Raw genomic sequence first — 26,707 nt, 5'->3', positions numbered from 1 at the left:
CCAACGGCAAGCGGATCGCGTTGAGCCGCTTCAGACAGACACGATTTTCAGTCGCGCGCCCGCTTGCGATAGAGTTTGCTCGGCGCACGGTGCGAGTTTTCCTGCACAGTGACAAACCGACCGCCGACAATGCGGTAAAGAATGGTCAGTCCGGCGGTGGCGAAGGCGGCCTGAAAAGCGATGAGAGGCAGATATTCAAACATTGTTAACTCCTCTGTTTGGAGTGATAACGAGGCAAACAGGGAAAAAGTTCACATTCACGCTGACGATTGTCACAAAAAACATGGTTGACGGCTGTGTGATCGGTTCATTTTCGGGGTTCCGTTCCACCTCCATCTTCCCTATAAGGCCCACCTAGCCTAAATGATTTCGCATCCTGCACCCGGCCCGGACAACCGCGCCGGCCTTTAATGCAGGATGAAAAGAAGAACCGACGGATAGCACCCATGCCCAAGCGCCAAGACCTCAAGTCCATCCTCATCATCGGCGCGGGGCCGATTGTCATCGGCCAGGCCTGCGAGTTCGATTATTCCGGCGCCCAGGCCTGTAAGGCCCTGAAGGAGGAAGGCTACCGGGTCATACTGGTCAACTCCAACCCGGCCACCATAATGACCGACCCGGAACTTGCCGACGCGACCTATGTCGAGCCGATCACGCCGGAAGTCGTCGCCAAGATCATCGCCAAGGAACGCCCGGACGCGCTGCTGCCGACCATGGGCGGCCAGACCGCGCTCAACACCGCATTGTCGCTGCGCCGCATGGGCGTGCTGGAACGCTATAATGTCGAGATGATCGGCGCCAAGCCGGATGCCATCGACAAGGCGGAAGACCGGGCACTGTTCCGCGAGGCCATGGCCAAGATCGGGCTGGAAACACCGAAATCCATGCTGGCCAACGCCACAGAGATCAAGGACCAGCACCGTCAGGAGCACGAGGCCAAGCGTGCGGAGCTGAAGAAGACGCTGTCCGGCGATGCCCTCGACACCGCCCTCGATGAGCTTGAAAACCAGTGGAACCTCGGCAACACCGACCGCAAGCAACGCTACATGTCGCACGCCATGGCGATTGCCGCACAGGCGCTCGACACAATCGGGCTGCCGACGATCATCCGCCCGTCCTTCACCCTTGGCGGTACAGGCGGCGGCATTGCCTATAACCGCTCCGAATTCTTCGAGATTGTCGAACGCGGCCTCGACGCCTCGCCGACCACCGAAGTGCTGATCGAGGAATCCGTGCTCGGCTGGAAGGAGTATGAAATGGAAGTGGTCCGCGACAAGGCGGACAATTGCATCATCATCTGCTCGATCGAAAACATAGACCCGATGGGTGTCCACACCGGCGATTCGATCACGGTTGCCCCCGCCCTGACGCTGACCGACAAGGAATACCAGATGATGCGCAACGCCTCGCTGGCGGTGCTGCGTGAGATCGGTGTGGAAACCGGTGGTTCCAATGTTCAGTTCGCCGTCAACCCGGCCGATGGCCGCCTTGTCGTCATCGAGATGAACCCGCGTGTTTCGCGCTCATCTGCCCTTGCCTCCAAGGCCACCGGCTTCCCGATCGCCAAGGTCGCGGCCAAACTGGCCATCGGCTACACGCTGGATGAGCTGGAAAACGACATTACCGGCGGCGCCACGCCTGCCTCGTTCGAACCCTCCATCGACTATGTGGTCACCAAGATCCCGCGCTTTGCGTTCGAAAAATTTCCAGGCGCGGAAAACACGCTGACGACGGCGATGAAATCCGTCGGCGAAGTCATGGCCATTGGCCGCACCTTCTCGGAATCGCTGCAGAAGGCGCTGCGCGGCCTTGAACGCGGCCTCTCCGGTCTCGACGAAATCGAAATTCCCGGCATCGAAAACGGCGAGCCGAGCAATGCCATCCGCGCTGCCATCGGCACCGGCACGCCGGACCGCCTGCGCATGGTCGCTCAGGCGATGCGCCTTGGCGTCAGCCTCGAGGAAATCCACGAGCACAGCCATATCGACCCGTGGTTCCTCGACCAGATCAAGGCCATCGTGGACATGGAAGAAAAGGTCCGCACCCACGGGCTGCCGGAAGATGCCGACAATCTTCGCATGCTGAAAGCCATGGGCTTTTCCGATCAGCGTCTGGCCAGCCTCACCCACGGCCGCCCCAAGGAAGTCGCCCAGCTCAGAAACCGGCTTGGCGTTCGTCCTGTCTACAAGCGCATCGATACCTGTGCCGCCGAGTTCGCCTCGCCGACAGCCTACATGTATTCCACTTACGAAACGCCGTTCGACGGTGTGGCCCGCTCGGAAGCCGGGATCTCCGACAAGAAGAAGGTCGTCATCCTCGGCGGCGGACCAAACAGGATAGGTCAGGGCATCGAATTCGATTATTGCTGCTGCCATGCTGCCTTCGCGCTGAAGGAAGCCGGCTACGAATCGATCATGATCAACTGCAATCCGGAAACGGTTTCAACCGACTATGACACCTCCGACCGGCTCTATTTCGAATCGCTGACGGCGGAAGACGTCATCGAGATCATGCGCGCCGAACAGGAAAAGGGCACGCTTGTCGGTGTTATCGTGCAGTTTGGTGGCCAGACACCGCTGAAGCTTGCCGAAGCGCTTGAGAAGAACGGCATCCCGATCCTTGGCACCGCGCCCGATATGATCGACCTTGCCGAAGACCGCGACCGGTTCCAGAAGCTCCTGATCAAGCTTGACCTCAACCAGCCGAACAACGGCATCGCCTATTCGGTGGAACAGGCGCGTCTTGTTGCTGGCGAAATCGGCTATCCGCTGGTGGTTCGCCCGTCTTACGTGCTCGGCGGGCGCGCCATGGAAATCGTTCACAATGATGCCGGTCTTTCGCACTACCTGCTGGAAGTCGTGCCGGAACTCGTGACAGAGGACATCAAGCAGCGTTATCCGAACGACAAGACCGGGCAGATCAATACCATGCTCGGCAAGAACCCGCTGCTGTTCGACAGCTATCTGACGAATGCTATCGAGGTGGATGTCGATTGCCTTTGCGATGGCAAGGATGTGTTCATTGCCGGCATCATGGAGCATATCGAGGAAGCGGGGATCCACTCCGGCGACAGCGCCTGTTCGCTGCCACCGCACTCTCTTTCGCCAGCCATATTGGACGAACTTGAGGAACAGACCCGGGCGATGGCGCTCGCGCTCAACGTCAAGGGTCTGATGAATGTGCAGTTCGCCATCAAGGACGGCGTTGTCTATATTCTCGAGGTCAACCCACGCGCATCGCGCACCGTGCCGTTCGTTGCCAAGACCATCGGCTCCCCGATTGCCAAGATCGCCGCCCGGGTGATGGCGGGCGAGAAGCTCAACGACGTGATAGCCTCTTATGGCGAGCGCCCGAACCCGCGCAACCTGAACCACATCGCCGTCAAGGAAGCGGTCTTCCCCTTCGCCAAGTTCCCCGGCGTCGATACGCTGCTCGGCCCGGAAATGCGCTCGACCGGCGAGGTCATCGGCCTCGACACCGATTTCGCGATCGCCTTTGCCAAATCGCAGCTCGGTGCCAGCGTCGACCTGCCGCGCGAAGGCTGCGTCTTCGTCTCGGTCAAGCAGGAAGACAAGGTGCGCGTTCTGCCAGCCGTCAAACTTCTGGTCGAACAGGGCTTTTCGGTAATGGCGACCGGTGGCACCCGCGATTTCCTGGTCGAAAACGGCATCGAGACGATCAAGATTAACAAGGTGCGCGAGGGACGTCCGCATATCGAGGACGCGATCCGCAACCGTCAGGTCCAGCTCGTGTTCAACACCACGAGCAATGACAAGACGATCTCGGACTCCAAATCGCTGCGCCGCGCAGCACTCACCCAGAAAGTGCCCTATTACACCACCATGTCCGGCGCACTCGCCGCCGCCATGGCTATCAGGGCGTTGAAGAATGGCCAACTCGAAGTCCGGCCGTTGCAGAGCTACACCTGACTGCAAGACGCAAGACAGGAAGGCGGGCCCCAACCCGCCTTTTTTGTCATCTCTGAAAGAGAGCAACCGCGATGGCCAAAACATCGAGATCATCAATAAGCGCACTTTTGCGGTTGACCGGCAGACGCTTTATGGATGCTTTGCCGATCCGGCGACGCTGGCGCGCTGGTGGGGGCCTCACGGCTTCACCAACCGGATAACAGCATTTGATCTTGTGCCCGGCGGCCATTGGCTGATCACTATGACGGCATCGAACGGTACCGATTTTCACAATCGCTGGCGTTTTGAAGACGTGGTGGAGCAACGCTTCATCCGCGCCGTTCATCATGAGCCGGTCCACGTCTTTACACTGGAAATGACCTTCGCGGATGACGCAGACGGCGCGCGGCTGACCTGGCGTATGCGTTTCGAGAAGACAGAGGAAAACGAGGCCATTCGGCACCTGCTGCGGGCTGCCAATGAACAGTATCTTGACCGGCTGGGCGCCATCCTGAAATGAGATGGCAGGTGCCTTTCGGGCACGTCTCCTGATCGGCTGGAGTCTCGGTGAAGATTTGTCCGACCTGCGGCTGCAGTCAATACGCCTCGTACGCCGTGATATAACCTGCCATCTGTCAATTTAACTTGACGACGGCAGTTTACGTTGATGTAAACATCAGCTGCAGTCATCATTGGGCACTGTCGGAGGGCATGATGCAGGGACAATTCATCTGGTATGAGCTTCTGACGACGGACACAAAGGCCGCGTCGGCTTTCTATGGCAGCGTTGCGGGTTGGGTCGCGAAGGACAGCGGCATGCCCGCCATCGATTATACCATATGCGATCTGCCCGGCTACGAGATGGGCCTCGCGGGCATGATGGCGCTGACGGACGATATGTGCGAGCAGAATGTGCCACCGCACTGGCTTGGCTATGTCTATGTTGACGACGTCGACGCAAAGACTGCCGAATTCGCGGATAAAGGCAGCACGACACTGATGCCGCCCCACGACATTCCCGGTATCGGCCGGTTCTCGGTGATGCGCGATCCGCAGAGCGCTGCGATCTGCCTGATGCAGCCGGTCATGCCGGAAGGCCCCATGCCATCATGCCCGCAACCGGGTTCCCCCGGCACTTTCGGCTGGCACGAACTTTATGCGGATGACGGTGCCGAGGCCATGTCGTTCTATTCCGAGATGTTCGACTGGAAACAGCTGTCCGCCCACGATCTCGGCCCCATGGGCACCTACCTGATCTTCGGAACCGGTGACGACGCGATCGGCGGCATGATCACCAAACCACCGCAGGTCGCTCAACCCTGCTGGTCGTTCTACATCATCGTTGACGGCATCGAAGCGGCGGTCGAACGGGTCAGGTCCGGCGGCGGACAGGTGGCCAACGGTCCGATGGCAGTCCCCGGCGGCGACATGATCGCACAGTGCCTCGATCCGCAGGGCGCCTTCTTCTCGCTGGTTGAGCGCAAGCGCTGAGCGAAACGGCAAGCGCCGCCGACGTTATTTTTCGCATTGCCTGGGGTCGAGCTTTGAAGATATTAAAGGCGCGCCGTCTTCTGGTGCGTTTTTGCGCATGTTTGCCCCCATCATGCAGGACTGAACAATGACAGACACCGCCTTGGTACCGGCGAAAGCCACCAGACGCGAGTGGATCGGCCTTGTGGCGCTTTCCGTCGCCTGTCTGGTCTATTCGATGGATCTGTCTGTGCTGTTTCTGGCGATCCCCGCGATTGTCCGCGACCTGGAGCCGTCGGCCACGGAACTGCTGTGGATGAACGACATCTACGGCTTCATGGTTGCCGGCTTTCTGGTCACCATGGGTGGGCTTGGCGATCGTATCGGCCGGCGCAAACTGCTGATGCTGGGCGCAGCGGCCTTCGCAGCGGCCTCCGTTTTCGCTGCATTCGCTCAGAGCGCCGGCATGCTGGTTCTTGCGCGTGCGCTTCTCGGCATCGCAGGCGCCACGATAGCGCCATCCACTCTTTCGCTGATCATGAACATGTTCCCGGACGAGGCCGAACGCAATCGCGCAATCGGCGTCTGGGGCACGGCGTTTGCGCTCGGTGGGCTCGTCGGACCACTGATTGGCGGCCTGCTGCTCCATTTCTTCCATTGGGGATCCGTGTTTCTGGTCAATGTGCCGATTATGGCAACGCTGATTGTCTGTGCGCCCTTTCTTCTGCCGGAATACTGTTCCGGCGAGAGCCCGAAGCTGGACCTGGCAAGCGTCGTGCTTTCGCTCGCGACCGTCCTGCCCGTGATCTATGGGTTCAAGCATGTTGCGGTCTATGGCTTAGACATCATTCCTCTTCTGCCCGTTGCTGCTGGCATCGGCTTCGGCGCGCTGTTTGTACGTCGTCAACGCGGACTTGCCGAACCGCTGGTCGACCTCGCGCTGTTTCGCACGCCGGCCTTTACAGTCTCCATGCTCGTTAATCTCGGCGTCGTGTTCTTTATCTTCGCCATGTTCCTGATGCAGGCCCAGTTTTTCCAGCTTGTGCTCGGCCTGACGCCACTTGAGGCAGCGCTGTGGGCGGCTATTCCAGGTCTGTTTTATACGGTGATGTCGCTGCAGGCCTATCGTGTCACCAACCGGTTCGGTCCTGTCAGCACCGTGCTTGGCGGGTTGGTGATCTTTTCTGCAGGGGCGGCCCTGATGGCAGTTGCGGCCTATGCAGAAAGCCTTGCGGGCATTCTTGTGGCTAATGCAGTTCTGGGCGCGGGCTTCATTCCTGTGGTTTTGACCACGACCGGTCTGATCGTCGGCTCGGCGCCGCCCGAGCGCGGCGGTGTCGCCTCCGCCATGTCGGAGACCAGCGCCGAATTCGGCGGCGCGCTCGGCGTCGGCGTGCTCGGCAGCCTTGCCACGCTGGTCTACCGTCTGGAGATGAAAGCGGCCGACCTATCGAACCTGCCCGGCGAAATCGCAACAGCTGCCAGCCAGACACTTGCAGGCGCTGTCGATGGCGCGCGGGAGCTCGCACTTGCCGACCCGGCATGGCTTGAAACGGCACGGGCCGCTTTCAGCCTGAGTTATGCCATCTGTTCGGCTGTCGCCGCCGTTGCAATGCTTCTGCTCACATTCGCTGCCCGGAAAATCTACAGGGTTGACCAGCCGCGCATTGTCGATGGCGGACATTAGCACCACGCCGGATACGGACCGCACACCCGGAACCTTTTCGTCATGACGGCGGAACGTTTGTCGCAAAGCCCGACCGTCGATTTATCTGGAAATGGCGTCAAGGCTTCTGCTATAATGCGCATCAGGTTCGAAACTGGTTCCGGGGTCAACGCTTCGGAACCTGTTTCTTTTTTATGTGGCAATGCAGCTTGGGACTTCCTAAGTGGAGGGCTGTTTGTCTCACAAACTAACGCTTGCACACATGCGGCGGCGGCAGGAAACGGCCCTTAAGCCTGACCTGCGCCGCCGCTTCGCAAATGACCAAAGGACAAGAATATGGTCGAGAAAGTACCGATGACCAAAATCGGCTCCGAGAAGCTCAGGGAAGAGCTCCGCTGGCGTCAGCAGGAGGAACGTCCTCGCATTATTCAGGCGATTTCCGAAGCGCGCGCCCATGGCGACCTCTCGGAAAATGCCGAATACCATGCTGCCAAGGAAGCCCAGAGCTACAATGAAGGCCGCATAGACGAGCTTGAGGACGTGACCACACGCGCTGAAGTCATTGACCCGACCAAGATGTCCGGTGACACGGTGCGCTTCGGTGCAACTGTGAAACTCATCGACGAAGATACGGAAGAAGAAAAGATCTACCAGATCGTCGGTGACCTTGAAGCCGATGTTAAGTCCGGCCGGATCTCTGTTCTCGTCCCCGATCTCGCGCGCGCTCATCAGCAAGGAAGTTGGTGACAGCATCGAGGTCAATGCACCCGGTGGTTCGCGCGCCTACGAAATTCTTGAGATTTTGTGGCGTTAGGAACCGGCTCTCGGCCATGCTCAGAAAAGCCAACACCCCGATGGCATATTGCTGTCGGGCATTGGCTGCTGGCACCGACGACCTCGTGACTCCGGGTATCGGGAAATCAAAATGACGTCCCTTTCAGACATGCAGGAAGGCCCGTTTCCAGAAGTCGGTCTCTCCGTGCTGACATGGAAATCGCCCAGGACCCTGGAGCGCACCTTGCGTTCTCTTCAGCCTGTAGGCGACCTGTTTTCCCAGCGTACAGTGGTCTGTCAGGAAGGCAGTCCGGAAGAAATGGACATCGCCCGGCGCTATGACTTCGAACCGGTGGCGACCGAGAAAAATCTCGGTATCCAGGAGGGGCTTGCGCGCTGCGCAGAAAGCCTTTCGAGCGAGCGTATTCTGATCGTCGAGAGCGACAATTTCTTTGTGGCGAGCGATCATGCACGCGATCTTCTGAAGCGCGCTGTGTTTCTGTTCGATCAACATGAAATGAAAGCCTTCCAGCTTGGCGAACGCAAGTCCGGTGTCTCACACCGTTTTTTGCGCTACTGGAAGCCCGAAGAACCGCTGCGCAAGACGCTTCGCGGTTATCTGCGGCCGCTCGCAGCTCGATTGCGCGTGCATGAATCAATTGCAATGGCGGATACAATCGAGAACGGAAACCGGTTTATCCGAAAGCTCGAAGATGGATTCTATCTCACCCATTCCGACTGCATAAACTGGTCCAATCGTCCGTTTCTGACGACGCGCTCGTTCTTTCTCGGGCCTCTTATGACCTTTGCACGCCGGAATCCGGGCAAGAAACGGGTCAATGGCATGCCCGATCTGGAACACCCGGTAAACTGCCCGGCCAATCGCAAGTGGTGGTGTGGCCTGCAGGCAAGGGTCGGGCTGGCTTATCCGGGCCTGTTCGAACATTCCCGGCTTGAACGACCGGATGCTGACGAAAAAACCGAACTCTGACGACCGGTCAGTTGAGTTCGGGCTAACCGCGGAACAACCGTGCCAGTCCCAGCACAATGCTGAACAGAGCCGAAAACTCCATGGCGGCGAGCGCCAGAATTCGGTAGCCATCATCCGACCCGCGCCGGAAACATGCCGCGCCCAACGCCGATCCGGCATAGCAGAAGGGCGAGGAAAATAATCCCAACAATACGATATCGAGGCTGAGCGTGCCTCTGATGGCCGCAGTCAGCAGCGCAAACACCGCCATGATCGCAAACAGCAGGATCATCGAGGCCCGCTTCTGGCGCGGTGCCACCTCACGTGCGAGAAAATAGGCCACCACCGGCGGACCGGGTGCTGCCGCCAACCCGCCGAAAAGCCCGGCGAAAAAGCCGACCGCGCCGGTTCTGGCAACACCGAGCTCGGCCTTCAGCGAAAACCGGAAAAACAGCGCTACCGCAGCAGCACCGGCGATCACGCCGATGATGATCTGCGCCAGCCAGAGCGGCACAAAGCCGATGGCTATCAACCCGACCGGCGTCCCAAACAGAGCGGCAACTGCAAGAATGCCGACCGCCTGACGATCGGCAAACCCAAAACACTCCCTCATGTCAAAACTGCTGAGCACGATCTGCACAATCATCAGCGCCAGAATGGCAACGGTCGGTGGCACCAGCAAAATGAGCAGCGGCATCGCCACAAGTGCCATGCCGAAACCGGAAAAGCCGCGAAAAAAAGCGCCAACCGACAGGATCAGCGCAAAGCCCAGATAGACTGGCAATGTGAAGGCAAGATCAGGCATCCGCCCGTCTCCGGGCGCGCTGAAATCTCTGCCTCAGACTTTCCTCCATCATAGATGCGCATCGACCTGGCACGCCGTGACCGCAATCATATCGAGCACATCCTCTGCAGAGCAGCCGCGCGAAAGATCGTTGGCAGGTTTTGCCAGCCCCTGCAACACCGGACCGACTGCGGTGGCACCACCGATGCGCTCGGCAATCTTGTATCCGATATTGCCGGACTCCAGATTGGGGAAGATGAAGATGTTGGCCTCACCGCCGAGCGGCTCACGCGCGCCCTTGGCTGCGGCCACTTCCGGCACGAAGGCGGCATCGAACTGGATCGGACCGTCTAGCAGTAGATCGGGCCGGTTGAGGGACACAAGCTTCACCGCCGCCTCGACCTTGTCTACGGACGGGTGCGAGGCACTGCCGCGCGTGGCGAAGGAGAGCATCGCAATCTTCGGCGTTTCGCCGGTCAGCACTTCATAGGAATGAGCAGCCGCAATCGCGATCTTGCTGAGATCACCGGGATTGGGATCGATGACCAACGCCGGATCGCAGAAGATGAACGCGCCTTTCTTCGGGTGGTGGTCACCTTCCATCAGCATCAGGAAGAAACTCGAGACCAGCCGCGTTCCCGGCGCCGGGCCAATCACCTGGATGGCCGTGCGCACCATATCGGCGGTCGAATGATGCGCGCCGCCGACGGTTCCGTCGGCGTGATCCGCCTTGACCATCAGGGCCGCGAACACATGGGGCTCGCGCGCAGCCGCTGCGGCGTCCTCTTCGCTGATCCCCTTATGCTTTCGGAGCCTGAAATAGAGCGCGGCAAGCTCCTCGAAAAGTGGGGAGGTTTGCGGATCCTCCGTCTCGATCGAGGCCGAAAACGTCAGCCCCAGAATCGAGCATCGTTCCGCGATCTGCTCCCGATTGCCGACAAGCACGATGCGCGCAAGCCCCATTTCGGCCGCTTTGCAGGCCGCCTCCAGAATACGCGGATCGTCGGCCTCGGGCAGAACGATCTTCTTGTCGAGCCGCTTTGCGGCGGCCATGATCTTCTCAAGCGGTTTCATGCTTTCACCTCACAATCACGATTGTGCCCACCAGCACGACCGTGCCGATGAACAGGGTTTCCAGAACGATCAGCAGGATCGCCTGGCCGCCGACCTGCAGCATGCTTTTGAGCGAAGTCTTCATGCCCACCGCCGCCACCGCGAACAGTAGCGCCCAACGGGAAATCTCCGCAAGCAGAAGGCCGAGTGCCTCGGGAACGAGGCCGAATGTGTTTGCTGCTGCCAGCACGAGAAAGGCGATCACGAAAAATGGCAGAAGCGGCGGCCTGCCAGCCTCTTCCACCCGGCCCGCCATCTGGTTACGGATCACCAGCGAGAGCACCAGAATGACCGGCGCCAGCATCGTCACCCGGATCAGCTTCACCAGTGTCGCCATCTCGCCGGCAGGCACCGATACCGAAAATCCTGCACCGACGACCTGAGCGACATCGTGGATCGTGCCGCCGAGAAAGGTTCCCGACTGGACATCGGTAAAGGCAAGCACGCTGGTCAGGATCGGATAGAAAATCATCGCGATCGTGCTCAGGATCGTCACACCCATGACGACGAAGATCAGATTGCGCTCGGAATGCTCATCCTTCGGCAGCACAGCGGCAATCGCCATGGCGGCGGATGCACCGCAGATGGCGACCGAACCGCCGGACAAGGCGCCGAAATGCCAGCTTCGCCCCATCATCCGGGCAACCGCTACACCGAAAAGAATGGTTCCGGCAACCGCCAGCACCAGAGCCAGAACCATCTGCCAGCCAAGCCCGATCAGCATATCAGCACTGATGCGCGCGCCGAGAATGGCAACGCCGAAGCGCAGCACCTTCTTCGCAGTGAGGTCGATGCCGGCAGCGCAGCGGGCATCCTCGGTCAGAAAATGAAAAGCGATGCCGATCAGAAGCGCCATCAGCATGGCCGGCGCGCCGTAATGCTCAGACAGAAACTGCGCTGCGGTCGCGATCAGCGCACAGACAAGAAGACCGTATTTATTGATATCGAAAAAGCTGCGGACACGCGTCAGCGTATCGGCTTTTGGGCCATCATCGGCCATATTCTTCCCTCCCCGGAAGATGACGGAGAGGCCGGAGAACATTTTCCGGCCTCTCATTATCTTGCCGTCACGCGTTGGCGCGCATGTCCGCGGGGTCGATCCCGGCCACGGAAACCGGCTTTTTCATAGCGTCGCGGCGGAAGGGTTCGCCCAACTCCTGATTGAGCACAACCTCGATGAAGGTGGTTTTCTTCTCCTTCATCTGCCGCTCAATTGCCTTGTCGAGCTCGGAGGAAAGCGCATCCATCGTCGTGACCTGAACACCCTCGACACCGCAGGCTTTGGCAATGTCGGCATAGCGCACGTCAAGCGAGAGTTCGGTTCCGACGAAATTATCATCGAACCACAGCGTCGTGTTGCGCTTTTCAGCCCCCCACTGATAGTTGCGGAAGATCACCATGGTGATCGCCGGCCAGTCTTCCCGTTTCAACGACACCATTTCATTCATGGAAATGCCGAAGGCGCCGTCGCCGGCAAAGCCGATGACCGGGGTTTCCGGCTTGCCAATCTTGGCACCGGTGATCGCGGGGAAACCATAGCCGCATGGGCCGAACAGGCCGGGCGCAAGATATTTGCGTCCCTCCTCAAAGGTCGGATAGGCATTGCCGATGGCACAATTATTGCCGATATCCGAGGTGATAATCGCATCTTTCGGCATCGCTTTCTGGATCGCCCGCCAAGCCATACGCGGGCTCATCCGCTCCGGCTCGCGGTCACGGGCGCGCTCGTTCCAGCTTGTCCCGGCATCATCCTCCTCGTGGTCAAGCGAGGTCAACTCCTGCGCCCAGGCCGATTTGGTTTTGGCAATCAGTGCCTTGCGTTGCTCGCGGTCGGCATCACCGGCGGAACCGGAAAGCCGGTCGAGAATGCCGGTGGCGACCTTCTTCGAATCACCGACAATGCCGACCGTCACCGTCTTGGTGAGACCGATCCGGTCCGGATTGATGTCGACCTGAATGATCTCGGCATCCTTCGGCCAGTAATCGATCCCGTAGCCCGGCAGCGTGGAAAACGGATTGAGGCGGGTGCCGAGCGCCAGCACCACATCGGCCTTGGCGATCAGCTCCATCGCCGCCTTGGAGCCGTTATAGCCAAGCGGCCCGGCAAACAAAGGATGCGAACCGGGAAACGCATCATTGTGCTGGTAGCCGACGCAGACCGGCGCATCGAGCCGCTCGGCAAGCGCCTTCGACGCATCGATCGCGCCGCCAAGAACGACGCCGGCGCCATTGAGAATGACCGGGAACTTCGCCTTACTCAAAAGTGCGGCCGCACGGTCAACCGCCTCTTCGCCACCGGCAGGACGCTCGAATTCGACGATGGCCGGCAGGTCGATATCGACAATTTGGGTCCAGAAGTCGCGGGGCACGTTGATCTGCGCCGGACCGCAGGCGCGTTTGGCCTTGAGGATCACGCGGTTGAGCACTTCAGCCATCCGGGTCGGATCGCGCACTTCTTCCTGATAGGCAACCATATCCTTGAACAGCGCCATCTGCTCGACTTCCTGAAAGCCGCCTTGCCCCATGGTCTTGTTGGCGGCCTGCGGGGTGACCACCAGAAGCGGCGTGTGGTTCCAGTATGCGGTCTTGACCGGGGTCACCAGCGAGGTAATGCCGGGACCGTTCTGGGCAACCACCATCGACATCTGTCCGCTGGCCCGGCTGTAGCCATCGGCCATCATCCCGGCATTGCATTCATGCGCACAGTCCCAGAACTTGATGCCCGCTTGCGGGAACAGGTCTGAAATCGGCATCATCGCCGAACCGATAATCCCAAAGGCGTGCTGAATGCTGTGCATCTGCAGGACTTTGACGAAGGCTTCCTCGGTTGTCATTTTCATCGGGTTTCTCCTCTCCGAATTTTCGAACTCTTATTGTGGTTTCTGCGATCAGGCATTCGCGCTGTATTCCTCGCGAATAAGATCACTCAGCTTCTCGCCGATCATGATCGCCGGCGCGTTGGTGTTGCCGGAGACGATTTCCGGCATGATCGAGCAGTCGGCGACACGCAGCCCTTGAACGCCGCGCACTCTTAATCGCTCATCGACAACGGCGCGCTCATCCTGGCCCATACGGCAGGTGCCGGTCGGGTGATATATCGTCGTGGAATAATCGCGCGCCCAGGCCAGCGTGCCCTCGTAGTCATCCATCGCCAGATCACTAGCCGGTCGGAATTCCTCCGAAATCTTGGAGTTGAGCGGCGCCTGCCGTGCGATCCGCCGGGCAATACGCACACCTTCGACGACGGTGCGGCGGTCGGTCTCGGTCGAGAGATAATTGGGATGGATCTTCGGATAAGTGCGCGGGTCCGGGCCATCAAGCACGATCTCCCCCCGGCTTTCCGGCCGCAGCTGGCAGACCGACATGGTGAAGGCCGAAAACGGATGCACCCCCTCGCCCGGGCTGTCCGCCGACCACGGCTGGACATGAAACTGGATATCGGGCGTTTCGACATGATCGCCGGTGCGCAGGAAACCGGTGGCGAGGCTTGCGGCCATGGTCATCGGTCCAGCACGGAACAGGGCATATTTCAGCGCGATCCGGGCCTGGTTGAAAATGCTGCGCACCTCGTCGTTCAATGTCGGCTCGTTACATTTGAACACCAGACGTGCCTGAAGATGGTCCTGAAGATTACGGCCGACATCCGGGGAATGGCGCACGACATCGATACCGTTCTTCTTCAGTTGCTCCGCATCGCCGATGCCGGAAAGCATCAGAAGCTGGGGCGAATTGATGGCGCCGGATGACAGGATGACCTCGCGCCGCGCGGTCAGCAACGCCTCTGTCTCGCCGCGCGCCAAGTAGCTGACACCGGTGGCGCGGCCATCCTCGATCACAACCTTCTGCACCAGTGCGCCGGTGACGACGATCAGGTTGGGCCGCTTGCGCGCCGGCTTCAGGAATGCAACGGCGGAAGAACACCGCCGCCCCTTTCGCGCCGTGAGCTGGAAATAACCAACTCCTTCCTGCGTGGCACCGTTATAATCCGGGTTGAAGGGATAACCAGCGGCATTGGCGGCAGCCACCCAGGCATCGCAGATCGGCCGCTGCAGACGCATGTTCGAGACCGAAAGCTCGCCTTTTGCGCCGTGATACTCATCCTCGCCACGCTCCTGATTTTCAGAACGCTTGAACAGCGGCAGAACGTCCTCCCAGCTCCAGCCAGCATTGCCCATCTGGGCCCAGCGGTCATAGTCCTGGCTCTGGCCGCGCACATAAAGCAGGCCGTTCAGTGAGGATGATCCGCCGAGCACCTTGCCGCGTGGCCAGTCAAGAGAACGGCCATTAAGGCCCGGGTCCGGCTCGGTCCTGTAGCACCAGTCGACAGACGGATTGTGCATCATGCGGAAATAGCCAACGGGGATGTGGATCCACGGATTCCAGTCGGTCGGGCCTGCCTCCAGCAGCACGACACGAACGTTTGGATCCGCACTCAGCCTGTTGGCAATCACACAGCCCGCCGACCCTGCTCCGACAATCACATAATCTGCTTCCAGCCGCTCCATGAGCCCCCCTCAAGCCCTGAATTGCCGCCGAGGCGACGAATATTCCTTGCAAGGACAGTCGATATATGATTGAAATCGATACTGCAAGTCTCATTTTTTCAGAGGGAGGGAAGAAATGTCTGGACTGAACGAGAAGCTGCGCGGCATATCGCGGCGCGATTTATTCAAACTTTCAGGAAAATTCGGATTGAGCTCGACGCTGCTTGCGGCAAGTTCGATGGCAGGCGTCGTTACGCTGCCGCGCCTGGCACAGGCGGTCGAGTCGACCTATGAGAAGCGTTTTTCGAAGGAGCCGAAATACACGCTGAAATACGGTGCATCCGGGTTCAACGCGCGCAATCTTCTGATTGAGCGTGCCGGCTGCCTGGAATTTGCCCGCGACCTCGAATCACGCACCAACGGTCTGGTGCGCGTCGAGTTCATCGGCGACAACCAGATCTGCGGGCAGTTGAACTGCGTGGAGAAGACGCAGCTCGGCATTATCGACCTCTATGCCGCATCGACCCAGAACTCGGCCGGCGGCGCGCCCTATCTGAACGTGTTGGACTATGCCTATATGTTCCCGGGCCGGGCCTCGCAGTATCACTTCCTTTACAGCCCCGGTTCGCAGCGCATCCTGCGGGATCCGCTGGAAAAACGCCACGGGCTGAAATTCCTGTTCTCGCATTGCGAGCTGCGCGGCATCCAGCTCGGCATGAAATATGATGATCAGCCAACAATCACCAAGCTGGAGGAGCTTTTCGGCACCAAGAACCGCGTCACCGGCACACAGCTTGGCCGTATCGCCATGCAGCTCTTGAACCTCAACCCGGTTCCGATCGCCTGGGAAGAAACACTTGACGGTCTCAAGCAGGGACTGATCGACGGCGCGGAAACCTGGGCGTCTGCCGTGGCATATGCGAACATGTCACCGGTTGTCTCACAATCCGTCGACCTCAAATTCTTCTGCGGCACGGAGCACACCTCCATCTCCTCGAAGGCGTTCGACCGGTTCGAGCCGGAGGTGCAGGAAGCGGTGATGGAATCAGCCTATCTGACACAGGTACAGATTCAGGCGGCCAATGAGGCAGCGCTGGTCAAGACGGTCGGCTTCTCCGATCCGCAGCTTCCCGGCACCATCTTCGATGAATACAATGTTCGGCCTGCGTTTCTTGCAGACGACCAGATCAAGATGGCAGAGGAAATGTGCTCGCCGGAATTCAACCCCGGCCCGTGGGAACAGTGGCGCGAGCGGCTCAACAACTGGGCCGGCGGCATTGACACCTACGCTGAAATCAGCGCCATCGCCCGCGAGGTCCCGGCCGACATGAAGCCTGAAAATGTCGAACCGCGCCGCTGGTGGAAAAGCTGATCTAGCGCCAGCGACTATATAAAGACAGCCGGCACTCTGGAGGGATGCCGGCTGTTGCAGACGATCGCCGGACCGCGGCACTGCCTTTCGGCTGAAGCGCGGACGGAAACATCACTTTGGGAGGAGATGACGTTGGATTCGTTGTTTGGCGAAGCCTGGTCGATTGTTGCGGCAATACCAAGCTGGGATAGTTGGACGATAAGCAGTGCGCTTGGCACGAACGGCGCCTGGCTTGTCGGTTTTTTTGCGACGCTTTTTGGCGGCCTCCTCGTTGCCGTTCTGTACGGACGATTTCCAGCACTTGAGCGCCACTTCGAGAAATCGGTGATGATCTGGTCCTATCTGCTGATCGCCGCGATCATCGGGGTCGAGGTCATCCGCCGTTTCGTATTCTCGGTGCAGGCGCCATGGTCGACGACCTTGCCGCCATTCCTGTTCCTGATCATGAGCTGGGCCGGCTGCGCCTATAATCTCAAATTCCGCAACCACCTCAGCTTTGCAGAATTCCGCTCGATGATGCCACGGACCTTCCAGTTTGCCTGCCTGATCGTCGATGCCATTCTCTGGTTCACGTTTTCCTGGATCGTCGTGGTCACCTCGACTCGGGTGGTGTTCAACTCGGCGGCAAATTTCCAGATCCTGCTCGGCACCGACAATGTGATGCAGTGGTGGCTGCTGATCTCCGTGCCCATCAGCTTCATCCTGATCGCCGGACGGGCGATCGAAAATCTCGCGATCGACTATCGCAGATACAAGAATGGCGCCGACCTGATTTCCGCGTCGGCGCAATTCGGCGATTGAGGAAGAACAGATGGCTGACTCTCTTCTGATCACATTGATCTCACTCGGCGCGACCGCCTTCTTCCTGATTGGCGTACCCGTGCTGCTCGTCATCGGCCTTTGGGTCGTTGGCATGAGCCTGATGCTTGGCCTGCCGCTCGACAATCTCGGCTCCGCGCTTTCCGATGTCTTCACTGACGGCTTTGCGCTGCTGGCGATGCCGCTGTTCATCCTGACGGGTGACCTGATCAACCAGTCCGGGATTGCCCGGCGCATGTCCGATTTCGCCTATTCCTGCCTCGGCTGGATGCGCGGCGGCCTGGCCATGGCGGCCATCGGCGCCTGCGGCCTGTTCGCGGCGATCTCCGGTTCCAACTCGGCGACGACGGCAACCATTGGCGCCATGCTGCATCCGGAAATGAAGAAGGGCGGCTATGACGAGCGCTTTTCTGCAGCAACGGCAGCAGCCGGCGGCACGCTCGGCATCATCATCCCGCCGTCGATCATCTTCATCGTCTACGGCTTCCTGATGAATTTGCCGATCTCGGACCTGTTCGTGGCTGGCATCATTCCGGGCCTGTTGATGGGGTTGTCGATGATGTTCTTCTGCTGGCTGATCTGCCGCAGAAATGGCTGGGGCCATATCATCGCGCTTCAGCCCTCTCGCGTCATCAAGACGGCCATCGGCTCATGGCTCGGCTTCTTCGCCATCGGCATCGTGTTGTGGGGGATTTATACCGGTAAATTCTCGCCGACCGAGGCCGCTGCCGTCACCGTCGGCTTCTGCGTGCTGGTCGGCTTCCTGTCGCTGCCGCTTCACCGGATGATGGGATCGCCCTCCGAAGACCGCCCCCCAACGAGCGCAGCTATGGGGAAATGCTGGTGGTGCGCGGCTTCACTCCGCTCGACATCCCCTCAATCACCCTGCGCTCAGCTCAGATCACAGGCATTCTCGCCCCACTGATCGCAATCTCTGTGGTCATGCAGCAGATCCTCTCGGTCATGGGCGCTGAACAGGTGATCGGCGATTTCGTGCGCTCCATGGGCGGCTATTATCCAGTCCTGTTTACAGCGATGGCGCTGGTCTTCATTACAGGCATGGTGCTGGAAAGCCTGCCGACAACGATCATCATGGCGCCGATACTGGCACCGATTGCAGCCTCCATCGGCGTCGATCCGATCCAGTTTGCCGTGGTCTTCCTGATCGGTGCCTCAATCGGCTTCATCACACCGCCCTATGGCCTCAATCTTTACGTCGCATCGGGCGTGACCGGCGTGTCCTATTTCAGGATATTGCGCTATATCTATCCCTATATCGTTGCGCTGGTTGCAGTCTGGTTTCTGGTCGCGCTTGTCCCGTCACTCTCGACAATGCTCATCCCGCAGCGATGAAACGGCGCTTCGCCATCTGCCAGATTTAATGAAAGCGGTTGGAATATACATTGGACGATCAAGTCAAAGACGGACAGATACCGACAAACCTCCGGCTTCTGCTGGTGCTTGAGGCGCTGGCGGAAAAAGGATCGCCGGTCACGCCGACCGAGGTGAACCAGCAACTCGGCCTGCCGAAACCGACCATCCACCGGCTATTCGCCACGCTTGAGGCTGAGGGCTTCATTCAGCGCGAGATCGATGGCCGCGGATATTGTCCGGGCCGGAGACTGCGGGTGATGTCGGCGGGCATCCTGTCGTCCCTGCGTATCAGAACAGCGCGCGTGGCAATCCTGACCGAGCTTGCCGAGGCGATCAACGAGACCTGTAATATCTCGCTGCCGGACCTTGATGCGATGATCTATCTGGAGCGCGTGGAAACCAAATGGCCACTCCGGATCCAGCTGCCCGTCGGCACTCGCGTGCCGTTCTATTGCACAGCCAGCGGAAAGATGTATCTGAGCTCGCTCGACCGCAAGCATCTCGAAAACTATCTGAACGCGACCGAACTGACGGCAGGCGCGGCCAACACCATCACCACACCAGGAGACCTTGTTGCTGAAATCGAACGGGTGGGGGCCTGCGGTTATGCGACGGATAATGAGGAATTCATGGACGGTATGATCGCGGTTGCCGTACCGATCCGCGACAGTTTCGGTCGCCTGGTCTCCGCACTTTCCTTCCATGCACCGCTGCAGCGCCTCTCGCTGGAAGAGGCCCTCGGTCACCTCGGTCTTCTGCATGCTGCCGCCGAAAAGCTTTCGGCGCTGATCAGCAAGTAGACCGGCGCATGAGAAAGCAGACGCAGCCGGTCTTTATGCTCAACGATAGATCGCCGTGACGGCTTCCTCGCCGGCACGGACAAAGCCGCGATACATGCCCTCCGAATTAAACGGCAGGGTTATGTTGCCCTCCCGGTCGACGGCGATGACACCGCCGGAGCCGTCATTTTCGGCAAGATCGACCATCACCACATGTTTCGCCGCCTGTTCGAGGCTTTCGCCCGCATACCGCATGCGTGCCGCGATTTCGGATGCCGCCGTCCAGCGGATGAAGATTTCACCGTGGCCCGTGCCGGAAACAGCACAGGTCGCGTTATCGGCATAGGTTCCCGCGCCGATCATCGGAGTATCGCCGATGCGGCCTGCAGCCTTTCCGGTCCAGCCGCCGGTCGAGGTGGCAGCCGCCAAATTGCCTTCGCTGTCGCAGGCAACGGCACCGACCGTGCCATGTCGTCGCGCCGGGTCATCATTGTCTTCACCAGCTGCCTTCAATTTGAGCGTCTCCTGCAGCGCATCCCAGCGAGCCTGGGTAAAGAAATAGTCCTTGCCACAAAATTCCAGGCCGGCCTTGCGGGCAATCTCCAGAGCGTTCGGTCCGGTCATGCAGACATGCGCCGTCTGTTCCATCACCGCACGAGCAGCACGAACCGGGTTTTTCGGGCCGAAAATGCTGGCGACGGTACCCGCCCTGCGGTCTCGGCCGTCCATGACCGCGGCGTCCATTTCCTGTTCGCCATGGTCCGTGAAAACGGCCCCGCGCCCGGCGTTGAATAGCGGCTCATCTTCCAGCGCGCAGACGGCTTCGGTGACCGCATCAAAGGCACTGCCGGCCTTTCTCAGAACGGCCTCGCCGGCTTCAAGCGCGCGGCGCAGGCCGGCGTGATAGGCCGCTTCCCCTTCCGGCGTCATCTTCGATTTCAGGATGGTTCCGGCCCCGCCATGGACCGCGAGAGAATAGCGCATGTGTTACCCCTTCAGCCCGGATTGTTGTGCACAATAGCGGGCGATATCGGCATGGGTGGCTATCCAGCAATCGCCCTTTGCCGTGATGTGAGACAGAAGTTCTTCCAGAATGAAGATACGTGAACGATAGCCGGTGATATGCGGATGCATGGTCAGAAGGAATAGCCCGCCCTCTTCATAGGCACCGTCAAATTCACGCCGGAAGATATCAAGGACATCGGCGGGCGGCGTATAGGGCCGCTGCGCGCCAAACCGGTTCATCATGAAATAGACGGCGTCATCGCGGATCCACTCGACCGGCAGTTCGACAATTCCCGTTTTCTCGCCATTATCGAGAATTTCATAAGGATCGTCATCGGCAAACAGCGAGCTGTCATAAAGAAGGTCGAGTTCGCGCGCGATTTTCAGCGTCGCATCGGAATAGTCCCATGACGGCGTGCGCATGCCGACGGGCCGGTTGCCGGTGATCTTCTCCAGCGTGTCGGCAGACCGCAGCATCAGTTCGCGCTCCTTGTCGGCCGGCACCTCAGCATTTCGCTCGTGAATCCAGCCGTGAAGCGCGATCTCGTGGCCGTCGTCCGTCAGCGATTTCTGTTCCTCCGAATGGAGTAGAGCGGAAACGGCGGGCACGAAGAAGCTCACCTTCGCGCCATAGCGGTCCAGCACCTTGCGGATACGTGGAATGCCGCGCACTGGCGCCGAACTCACCCCAGCTCAAACGGCCGGGAGACTGTCCGCCATCGCGTAGTTCGTTTGTCTCGTGGTCACTGTCGAAACTCAGAGCCACGGCGCACCGCGCACCGCCCGGCCAGGCCTTTGGCAGCAGATTTTTCCCCGCACGAACCTGATTAACCCGGCCGCGCCAGATCGCCTCGTCCCATTCATAGGGTTCGCTCATGCGTGGCCTCCATCGACCGATAGTATTTGTCCGCTGATCCAGCCCGCCTGCGGCGCGGCCAGAAAGGCCACGGCGTTTGCAACATCCTGCGGCTGACCGAGGCGCCGCATATGAATACCGTCAATCACCGACTTCTGCCGCGCCGCCCCGAAGGCCGACCATTGCGTCTCAGTCGACGGGTTGGACAGAATGAAACCCGGCGCCACGGAGTTGACTGTGATACCGAAGGGGCCGAGTTCGAGCGCCAGTTGTTTTGTCAGCCCGACGAGCGCGTGCTTGGCGCTGGCATAGGCCTGAATGCCGGTGAGGCTCGGCCGCAACCCCGCGCCGGATGAAATGGTGATAATCCGGCCTGCGCCGCGCTCTTTCATGCCCGGTGCCACGGCCTGCGCGCACCAAATGGCGGCATCGACATTGGCCTCAAAGATCACGCGCCAGTCATCGACGCCGATCTCTTCGATGGGCCGCCCGATCTGCCCGCGCACACCGCCAGCCGATGTCACCAGCCCGTCAATGCAGCCAAAATGCGCGATCACGGACTGAATGGACTTGTGCGCACCATCGCGGGTACCGAGGTCGCACTGATGAAGGCTGATGCCAGCCTCGCGTAGCGGTTCCATGCCTGTACCATCGATATCGATTGCCGCGACTTGCGCGCCCGAGTCCTTCAACTGACGGGCAATGGCCGAACCAATCCCCTGCGCCGCGCCGGTCACGGCGAAAACCTTGCCTGAAAGATCTAGCTGCACAGCCGCACCATCTCATCCACCAGCACTGACGATTGCTGGCGCCTGCCATCCTCGATGTCGTGGACAAGCTCGACCATTTTTGCCAGGGCAGGAACCGCCAGCCCGTGCGAGGCAGCCAGCGGAATCATCGTGCCAATCTGCGCATCGATCTCAGTCTTGCGCTTGCGCACGGCAAGGTCGCGCCAGATGCCGGAATGCGTCTTGGCCGTCTTGCGGTTATGCGCCACCATCTTTTCAAGTGCCGCGCGCATTCCTTCGGGGTCGGCGGACAAAAAGGCTTTCGGATCGAAACCATTGAAACCAAGCGGGCTGACGCCTTCGGCTTCGGCCAGTTTCATCACCTCATGGCCGAGCCTTTCATAGACCATCCGATGTTCGGGCCGCGCCATCGCATCAGACATGGAATCAGGCGTCAGAGCAGTGCAAAACAACAGCGAGCCGTAGCCCATCTTGCCCCAGAGATACCCCCAGATATTGTCGGTGGCGACAGCCTCGGGTTCGACCAACGATAAAAGCTGATGGATCTCGGCAACACGCGGTGTCATCCGGCCATCGAGTTCGCCAACAGCAACGGCGGCACGGTTTCCGTAGAGGATACGCCCCGGTTCCAGCCAGTCTGCGCCGAAATTGACAAAGCAGCCGACGGTATTCTCCGCGCCGATCCTTTCGGCAATCACCTTTTCATTCAGACCGTTCTGCGCCGAAACAACATAGCCGCCCGCAGACAGATGTGGCGCGAGCATTTCAAGCGCTGCAGCGGTATGGTGGGCCTTCACCGAAAGAAAAACACGATCGAACCGCCCCTGCAATTCGTCCGGCGTACTTGCCGGCAGGATTTGCGTGAACTCTTCCACCGGACCTTCAATCCTCAGGCCCGTCATGCGCATCGCCTCGACATGCTCCGGCACGATATCGACCATATGCACCTTATGGCCGGCGCGTGCGAAATAGGCACCGAGGACGCCGCCGATCGCGCCAGCGCCCCAGATCAGAATAGTGGAATCACTCATGCCCAGTCGCCTTCCAGCAGGGAACGGGTTTCCTCAACGGCAACCGACCAGACGCGCTCCATGTCCTCATCGGGGCGTTGGTAAAACCCACCGTAATTGCCATCGCCGATCAGTTCGCGCACACCGGCGGAATTGCGGTCGCGCAACCGGTCAAAGTCTACATAGGGCTTCTGTTCGGCAGGCATGGCGCGGCCGGGAAGCCGGGTCCAGGGGAAATTCTCCATCCAGCTTGCGTGGCTGGCGACGGGATCGATCTCGCGCACGGTTGCCATGGTCTTCGGCGCCCGCCACCAATCATGAAAACGGCAGCGCGCGCCCTCATTCTGCTCCATCCACTCCATGGTCACCGGTTGCACCGGCGAATTACCGCCATGGCCGTTGACGATAAGGATGCGACGGAAGCCGGTCGCATAGAGGCTGTCGAGAATATCTGAGATGAGCGCGGCGTAGGTCGTAAGCTTCAGCGTGACGGACCCCGGAAACGCCATGAAATAGGGCGTCAGCCCGTAGGCGACGGCGGGAAACACAGGAACGCCAAGCGGGGCAGCCGCATCCGCCGCCACTTTTTCGGACAGGATGCTGTCGACTGAGAGGCTGAGCCAGGCATGCTGCTCCGTGCTGCCCAGCGGCAGAATGCAGCGATCGTCGTTCTTCAGGTATTCTTCGATCTCAAACCAGTTGCTGTCGGAAATTTTCAACGTTGCCTCTCCGTTTTTTCATGACTTTTGTTCTGTAGGCTTCAATTGTCGGAAGCAGTTCCTTGCGCACCGAATGAATGTCCGGCGTGTGCCGGTATTCGAAAGCGATCTGGTCGGGCCGCAGTGTTTCAAGCAGGTATTCCGCTCCGGTGGCGTAGACCAGAACATCGGCGCGGGTGATCGCCTCCTCAATGCCGGGTTCACCGCGCACCACCATCGTCAGTTCTGTGATATGCGGGCCGAACCGGCGGATACCCGCCTTCATCAGCGTGACGAAGGTATCGAAATAGGAATAGCCGACGACTTCTGCATCGGTTGCAAGCGAGGCGAGCGAAACCCGCGTGGCCTCATCAGGAATGAGAGTAACGCCGGTGATCGGCGTCTCGGCGAAATAATCGCGTGCAGACTTCAGAAGGCTGCGCGGCGAAATCACCAGATCAACACTTTCAGGCGCAACATCCTTCAATGTATCCATGGTCGCAACCGAAAGCACATCGCCATGAGCCAGATGCCGACGCAGGGCCTGCGCATAGGCCTCGGTCGCCTCGATGAAATTGCCGACGATCAGAAGCCGCATATTCATATGCGGCCTGCTGGAAACCATGGAAACGCGCGTTGCGAGTTCAGTGGGCGAAATGCCGCAATCGCGACCGAGATCCACCAGTTCGGCGATCCGCATGTCGAGTTCACGCAGACGGACCTGATTTGCGGCAACCGAAATGCTTTTGACGAATGTGCCTGAACCGACCCGGCCTTCGGTATGCCCGACTTCCTGCAGAGCCGCATAGACCGTGCTGACCGTAACCGGGGAAATGCCGAGCCTGGACGCAAGCGAGCGGACCGACGGCATGCGACCGCCTGCCGGAAGCTCGCCCGAGGCGATGCCGAATTCCAGCGCTCCGCGCAACTGCACCGAAACGGGAACAGAGGACTTGCGATCAATGGCATCGACGATGCGATCCATTGCCTGATCGAATTGCACCTGAGTGTCTATCATAGTGTTATAATGAACAAAAACACCAAGCCTGCCAAGCCTTTGAACCGACAGTTTTTATGTTTTCAAAACGATATTTGTCTCAAATCAGGGTTGACCGTATTAAAAAACCGGGACTATCGTATCAATCAGTTGAAACAAAGGGGAACAATCCTGATGAATAAATCTCTTCTCCGCTCGGCCGTCACTGCTCTTGCGCTCATGGCCGCAGCGCCCGCAGTGCTCGCCGAAGACCTGATCATCGGTCTGCGCGCCGGCCCTGACTCGATCGACCCGCACTGGTCGACGCTCGGAAGCCAGTGCAGAAGCGCTTCGCCACATCTACGACACGGTTGTCGATGTCGATGACAAGCTGCAGCTTAAGCCGGGCCTTGCCGTCAGTTGGGAGCCGATTGACGACACAACCTGGGAATTCAAGCTGCGTGAAGGCGTCAAATTCCATGACGGATCGGACTTTACCGCCGAAGACGTCAAGTTTTCCATCGAGCGCATTCCGGAAGTCACCGGTCCGATGCCGATGACGCTCTACACAAAATATGTCGACAGTGTCGAAGTGGTCGATGACTATACGCTGCGCGTCCACACCAAGGGCATGGCACCAGCCCTTCCCAACGACTTTACCCGCCTTTTCGTCGTTTCCTCCGGCACAGGCATGGAAGCCCGCAACGAGGAGTTCAACTCAGGCGAAGCCGCCATCGGCACCGGCCCCTACAAATTCGTTTCCTGGGAGCCGAAGGGCGATCTCGTGCTTGAACGTTTCGACGATTACTGGGGCGAAGAGCCTGCATGGGAAACGGTCGTCCGCCGCGAAATTCCAGACGATGCAGCCCGCGTTGCAGCACTGCGTTCCGGCGATGTCGACATGATCAACTATGTCCCGGCCTCCGACTATCTGGCTTTCCAGAACGACGACAGCCTGGAAACCTTCATCTCCGACTCGATCTACATCCTCAACATCGCGCCAAGCGTGAAGGACGAAGAGCCGCAGCCGATCACGGTCAACGGCAAGCCGGTTGACGGCAATCCGCTGCAGGATCTGCGCGTACGCAAAGCGCTCGATCTCGCCATCAACCGCGACATCCTGGTTGATGTCGTGCTCGAAGGCCTTGGCAACCCGGCCAACCAGCTTATGCCGGAAGGTTTCTTCGGCTATACTGACAAGCTTGGGGCCCGTGAATACGACATCGAACAGGCCAAGGCCCTGCTTACCGAGGCCGGTTATCCGGACGGGTTCGAGATCGATTTTACCTGCACCAACAACCGCGTTCCCGGCGATGCTGTCGTCTGCGAGGCGCTTGCACAGATGTGGTCCCGTCTCGGCCTGAAGGTGAACGCCCAAGCGCTCAACGGCACGGTCTTCTTCCCCGCAGCGGCACGTGAGGAATACACGATGACGATGTCCGCATGGGGCACGCTCACGGGTGAAGCCGCCTATACCTACGGTGCGCTGGCGCACTCCAAGGATGCGGAAAAGGGTTTCGGCAACTTCAATCGCACCGGATATTCCAACCCGGAATTCGACAAGGTCTTTGAAGAGGGCACTCAGACGCTCGACGCCGACGCACGCCGCAAGCTCTATGAGGAAGCCTCCTTCATCGCCATGGACGACCGCGCTCTGATCCCGACCGTCATTCTGCAGACCGTCTGGGCCGCCGATGCCGACACGCTTGAGATCACGCCTCGTGTCGACCAGGAAACGCGCGCCTACGAAATCAAGCCTGCTGAGTAAGGTGGACCGCTGAACACCCTTGCGAGAGGGTATCAAGTGCTGCGGCCGACACCGGCCGCAGCCAATCATCGGCGAATGACCACCGGCAGGTGCCGGCAACCCGCATTCGTACGATATTCAGCGCGTCGCAAA

The 26,707-nt window shown here is 59.5% G+C and carries 23 protein-coding genes and 2 pseudogenes; 13 read left to right on the top strand and 12 right to left on the bottom strand.

The window, feature by feature from the left end:
- Positions 1-47: 47 nt before the first annotated feature.
- Positions 48-203: a hypothetical protein gene (locus AC0L7L_RS03715; RefSeq protein WP_272210371.1), complete on the bottom strand. Its 156-nt coding sequence runs from the start codon at positions 201-203 to the stop codon at positions 48-50.
- Between the two features lie 243 nt (positions 204-446).
- On the opposite strand from AC0L7L_RS03715, the gene carB reads away from it, so the two are divergent.
- The 6 genes and pseudogenes from carB to AC0L7L_RS03685 all read left to right on the top strand — a co-directional run bounded on the left by carB (position 447) and on the right by AC0L7L_RS03685 (position 8,809).
- A complete protein-coding gene (carB, locus tag AC0L7L_RS03710; protein WP_272210370.1) occupies positions 447-3,929 on the top strand; it encodes a carbamoyl-phosphate synthase large subunit in 3,483 nt (1,160 codons plus the stop codon).
- A gap of 43 nt (positions 3,930-3,972) precedes the next feature.
- Complete coding sequence (locus AC0L7L_RS03705) at positions 3,973-4,428, top strand: SRPBCC domain-containing protein (protein WP_272210369.1); 456 nt, start codon at positions 3,973-3,975, stop codon at positions 4,426-4,428.
- Between the two features lie 194 nt (positions 4,429-4,622).
- Positions 4,623-5,399 (top strand): VOC family protein, encoded by a 777-nt coding sequence (locus AC0L7L_RS03700; protein ID WP_473512045.1) that lies wholly within the window; start codon positions 4,623-4,625, stop codon positions 5,397-5,399.
- A 127-nt stretch (positions 5,400-5,526) separates the two neighbouring features.
- Positions 5,527-7,065 carry an MFS transporter gene (locus tag AC0L7L_RS03695; protein WP_272210367.1) on the top strand — a complete coding sequence of 513 codons (1,539 nt, stop codon included), beginning with the start codon at positions 5,527-5,529 and terminating at the stop codon, positions 7,063-7,065.
- A 315-nt stretch (positions 7,066-7,380) separates the two neighbouring features.
- A pseudogene (gene greA / locus AC0L7L_RS03690) lies at positions 7,381-7,858 on the top strand (transcription elongation factor GreA).
- Between the two features lie 111 nt (positions 7,859-7,969).
- Positions 7,970-8,809 carry a hypothetical protein gene (locus tag AC0L7L_RS03685; RefSeq protein ID WP_473512041.1) on the top strand — a complete coding sequence of 280 codons (840 nt, stop codon included), beginning with the start codon at positions 7,970-7,972 and terminating at the stop codon, positions 8,807-8,809.
- A 22-nt stretch (positions 8,810-8,831) separates the two neighbouring features.
- Here the strand turns inward: AC0L7L_RS03685 and AC0L7L_RS03680 are convergent, their stop codons facing one another.
- The 5 genes from AC0L7L_RS03680 to AC0L7L_RS03660 form a co-directional block, all read right to left on the bottom strand.
- The gene (locus AC0L7L_RS03680) at positions 8,832-9,593 is read right to left on the bottom strand and encodes a sulfite exporter TauE/SafE family protein (RefSeq protein WP_473512040.1); all 762 of its coding nucleotides are present in this window, start codon (positions 9,591-9,593) and stop codon (positions 8,832-8,834) included.
- A gap of 48 nt (positions 9,594-9,641) precedes the next feature.
- Positions 9,642-10,646, bottom strand: coding sequence for a phosphate acetyltransferase (pta, locus tag AC0L7L_RS03675; protein ID WP_272210364.1), 1,005 nt, complete (start codon positions 10,644-10,646; stop codon positions 9,642-9,644).
- Between the two features lie 4 nt (positions 10,647-10,650).
- Positions 10,651-11,685 carry a YeiH family protein gene (locus tag AC0L7L_RS03670; RefSeq protein WP_334313037.1) on the bottom strand — a complete coding sequence of 345 codons (1,035 nt, stop codon included), beginning with the start codon at positions 11,683-11,685 and terminating at the stop codon, positions 10,651-10,653.
- 67 nt (positions 11,686-11,752) lie between these two features.
- Complete coding sequence (gene xsc / locus AC0L7L_RS03665) at positions 11,753-13,525, bottom strand: sulfoacetaldehyde acetyltransferase (RefSeq protein WP_473512035.1); 1,773 nt, start codon at positions 13,523-13,525, stop codon at positions 11,753-11,755.
- Positions 13,526-13,573: 48 nt separating this feature from the next.
- Positions 13,574-15,190, bottom strand: coding sequence for a GMC family oxidoreductase (locus AC0L7L_RS03660; RefSeq protein WP_473512031.1), 1,617 nt, complete (start codon positions 15,188-15,190; stop codon positions 13,574-13,576).
- A 115-nt stretch (positions 15,191-15,305) separates the two neighbouring features.
- Here AC0L7L_RS03660 and dctP point away from each other — a divergent pair, with 115 nt between their 5' ends.
- From dctP to AC0L7L_RS03635, 5 genes are all read left to right on the top strand, one after another.
- Positions 15,306-16,541 carry a TRAP transporter substrate-binding protein DctP gene (gene dctP, locus AC0L7L_RS03655; RefSeq protein ID WP_272210359.1) on the top strand — a complete coding sequence of 412 codons (1,236 nt, stop codon included), beginning with the start codon at positions 15,306-15,308 and terminating at the stop codon, positions 16,539-16,541.
- 132 nt (positions 16,542-16,673) lie between these two features.
- Positions 16,674-17,342 (top strand): TRAP transporter small permease, encoded by a 669-nt coding sequence (locus AC0L7L_RS03650; protein ID WP_473512025.1) that lies wholly within the window; start codon positions 16,674-16,676, stop codon positions 17,340-17,342.
- 10 nt (positions 17,343-17,352) lie between these two features.
- A complete protein-coding gene (locus AC0L7L_RS03645; RefSeq protein ID WP_473512022.1) occupies positions 17,353-18,285 on the top strand; it encodes a TRAP transporter large permease subunit in 933 nt (310 codons plus the stop codon).
- Positions 18,207-18,713 (top strand): TRAP transporter large permease subunit, encoded by a 507-nt coding sequence (locus tag AC0L7L_RS03640; protein WP_473512019.1) that lies wholly within the window; start codon positions 18,207-18,209, stop codon positions 18,711-18,713. Before AC0L7L_RS03645 ends, AC0L7L_RS03640 begins: the two co-directional genes overlap by 79 nt.
- A 50-nt stretch (positions 18,714-18,763) precedes the next feature.
- On the top strand, positions 18,764-19,534 hold the full coding sequence (locus AC0L7L_RS03635; protein WP_272210355.1) for an IclR family transcriptional regulator: 771 nt from the start codon (positions 18,764-18,766) through the stop codon (positions 19,532-19,534).
- A 39-nt stretch (positions 19,535-19,573) separates the two neighbouring features.
- On the opposite strand, the gene AC0L7L_RS03630 is transcribed toward AC0L7L_RS03635, so the two are convergent.
- From AC0L7L_RS03630 to AC0L7L_RS03605, 6 genes and pseudogenes are all read right to left on the bottom strand, one after another.
- Positions 19,574-20,497: an isoaspartyl peptidase/L-asparaginase family protein gene (locus tag AC0L7L_RS03630; RefSeq protein WP_473512014.1), complete on the bottom strand. Its 924-nt coding sequence runs from the start codon at positions 20,495-20,497 to the stop codon at positions 19,574-19,576.
- A gap of 3 nt (positions 20,498-20,500) precedes the next feature.
- A pseudogene (locus AC0L7L_RS03625) lies at positions 20,501-21,395 on the bottom strand (polysaccharide deacetylase family protein).
- The gene (locus AC0L7L_RS03620; protein ID WP_473512010.1) at positions 21,392-22,144 is read right to left on the bottom strand and encodes an SDR family NAD(P)-dependent oxidoreductase; all 753 of its coding nucleotides are present in this window, start codon (positions 22,142-22,144) and stop codon (positions 21,392-21,394) included. Before AC0L7L_RS03620 ends, AC0L7L_RS03625 begins: the two are co-directional and overlap by 4 nt.
- Positions 22,135-23,154 (bottom strand): ketopantoate reductase family protein, encoded by a 1,020-nt coding sequence (locus AC0L7L_RS03615; protein WP_473512008.1) that lies wholly within the window; start codon positions 23,152-23,154, stop codon positions 22,135-22,137. The genes AC0L7L_RS03620 and AC0L7L_RS03615 overlap by 10 nt, the downstream gene beginning before the upstream one ends.
- Positions 23,151-23,852 carry a creatininase family protein gene (locus AC0L7L_RS03610; protein WP_473512006.1) on the bottom strand — a complete coding sequence of 234 codons (702 nt, stop codon included), beginning with the start codon at positions 23,850-23,852 and terminating at the stop codon, positions 23,151-23,153. Before AC0L7L_RS03610 ends, AC0L7L_RS03615 begins: the two co-directional genes overlap by 4 nt.
- Positions 23,824-24,816: a GntR family transcriptional regulator gene (locus AC0L7L_RS03605; protein WP_473512004.1), complete on the bottom strand. Its 993-nt coding sequence runs from the start codon at positions 24,814-24,816 to the stop codon at positions 23,824-23,826. Before AC0L7L_RS03605 ends, AC0L7L_RS03610 begins: the two co-directional genes overlap by 29 nt.
- 42 nt (positions 24,817-24,858) lie before the next feature.
- On the opposite strand from AC0L7L_RS03605, the gene AC0L7L_RS03600 reads away from it, so the two are divergent.
- Complete coding sequence (locus AC0L7L_RS03600) at positions 24,859-25,194, top strand: hypothetical protein (RefSeq protein WP_473512001.1); 336 nt, start codon at positions 24,859-24,861, stop codon at positions 25,192-25,194.
- Positions 25,106-26,575 carry an ABC transporter substrate-binding protein gene (locus AC0L7L_RS03595; protein ID WP_473513760.1) on the top strand — a complete coding sequence of 490 codons (1,470 nt, stop codon included), beginning with the start codon at positions 25,106-25,108 and terminating at the stop codon, positions 26,573-26,575. Before AC0L7L_RS03600 ends, AC0L7L_RS03595 begins: the two co-directional genes overlap by 89 nt.
- Positions 26,576-26,707 lie beyond the last annotated feature (132 nt).

This window comes from Martelella sp. K41-7 (genome assembly GCF_055808365.1).
This window is presented reverse-complemented; position numbering and strand designations above follow the sequence as displayed.

Coding starts and splice junctions, on each gene's coding strand:
- AC0L7L_RS03715 (WP_272210371.1), bottom strand. CDS start 203: ATGTTTGAATATCTGCCTCTCATCGCTTTTCAGGCCGCCTTCGCCACC.
- carB (WP_272210370.1), top strand. CDS start 447: ATGCCCAAGCGCCAAGACCTCAAGTCCATCCTCATCATCGGCGCGGGG.
- AC0L7L_RS03700 (WP_473512045.1), top strand. CDS start 4,623: ATGCAGGGACAATTCATCTGGTATGAGCTTCTGACGACGGACACAAAG.
- AC0L7L_RS03695 (WP_272210367.1), top strand. CDS start 5,527: ATGACAGACACCGCCTTGGTACCGGCGAAAGCCACCAGACGCGAGTGG.
- AC0L7L_RS03685 (WP_473512041.1), top strand. CDS start 7,970: ATGACGTCCCTTTCAGACATGCAGGAAGGCCCGTTTCCAGAAGTCGGT.
- AC0L7L_RS03680 (WP_473512040.1), bottom strand. CDS start 9,593: ATGCCTGATCTTGCCTTCACATTGCCAGTCTATCTGGGCTTTGCGCTG.
- pta (WP_272210364.1), bottom strand. CDS start 10,646: ATGAAACCGCTTGAGAAGATCATGGCCGCCGCAAAGCGGCTCGACAAG.
- AC0L7L_RS03670 (WP_334313037.1), bottom strand. CDS start 11,685: ATGGCCGATGATGGCCCAAAAGCCGATACGCTGACGCGTGTCCGCAGC.
- xsc (WP_473512035.1), bottom strand. CDS start 13,525: ATGAAAATGACAACCGAGGAAGCCTTCGTCAAAGTCCTGCAGATGCAC.
- AC0L7L_RS03660 (WP_473512031.1), bottom strand. CDS start 15,190: ATGGAGCGGCTGGAAGCAGATTATGTGATTGTCGGAGCAGGGTCGGCG.
- dctP (WP_272210359.1), top strand. CDS start 15,306: ATGTCTGGACTGAACGAGAAGCTGCGCGGCATATCGCGGCGCGATTTA.
- AC0L7L_RS03645 (WP_473512022.1), top strand. CDS start 17,353: ATGGCTGACTCTCTTCTGATCACATTGATCTCACTCGGCGCGACCGCC.
- AC0L7L_RS03630 (WP_473512014.1), bottom strand. CDS start 20,497: ATGCGCTATTCTCTCGCGGTCCATGGCGGGGCCGGAACCATCCTGAAA.
- AC0L7L_RS03615 (WP_473512008.1), bottom strand. CDS start 23,154: ATGAGTGATTCCACTATTCTGATCTGGGGCGCTGGCGCGATCGGCGGC.
- AC0L7L_RS03605 (WP_473512004.1), bottom strand. CDS start 24,816: ATGGATCGCATCGTCGATGCCATTGATCGCAAGTCCTCTGTTCCCGTT.
- AC0L7L_RS03600 (WP_473512001.1), top strand. CDS start 24,859: ATGAACAAAAACACCAAGCCTGCCAAGCCTTTGAACCGACAGTTTTTA.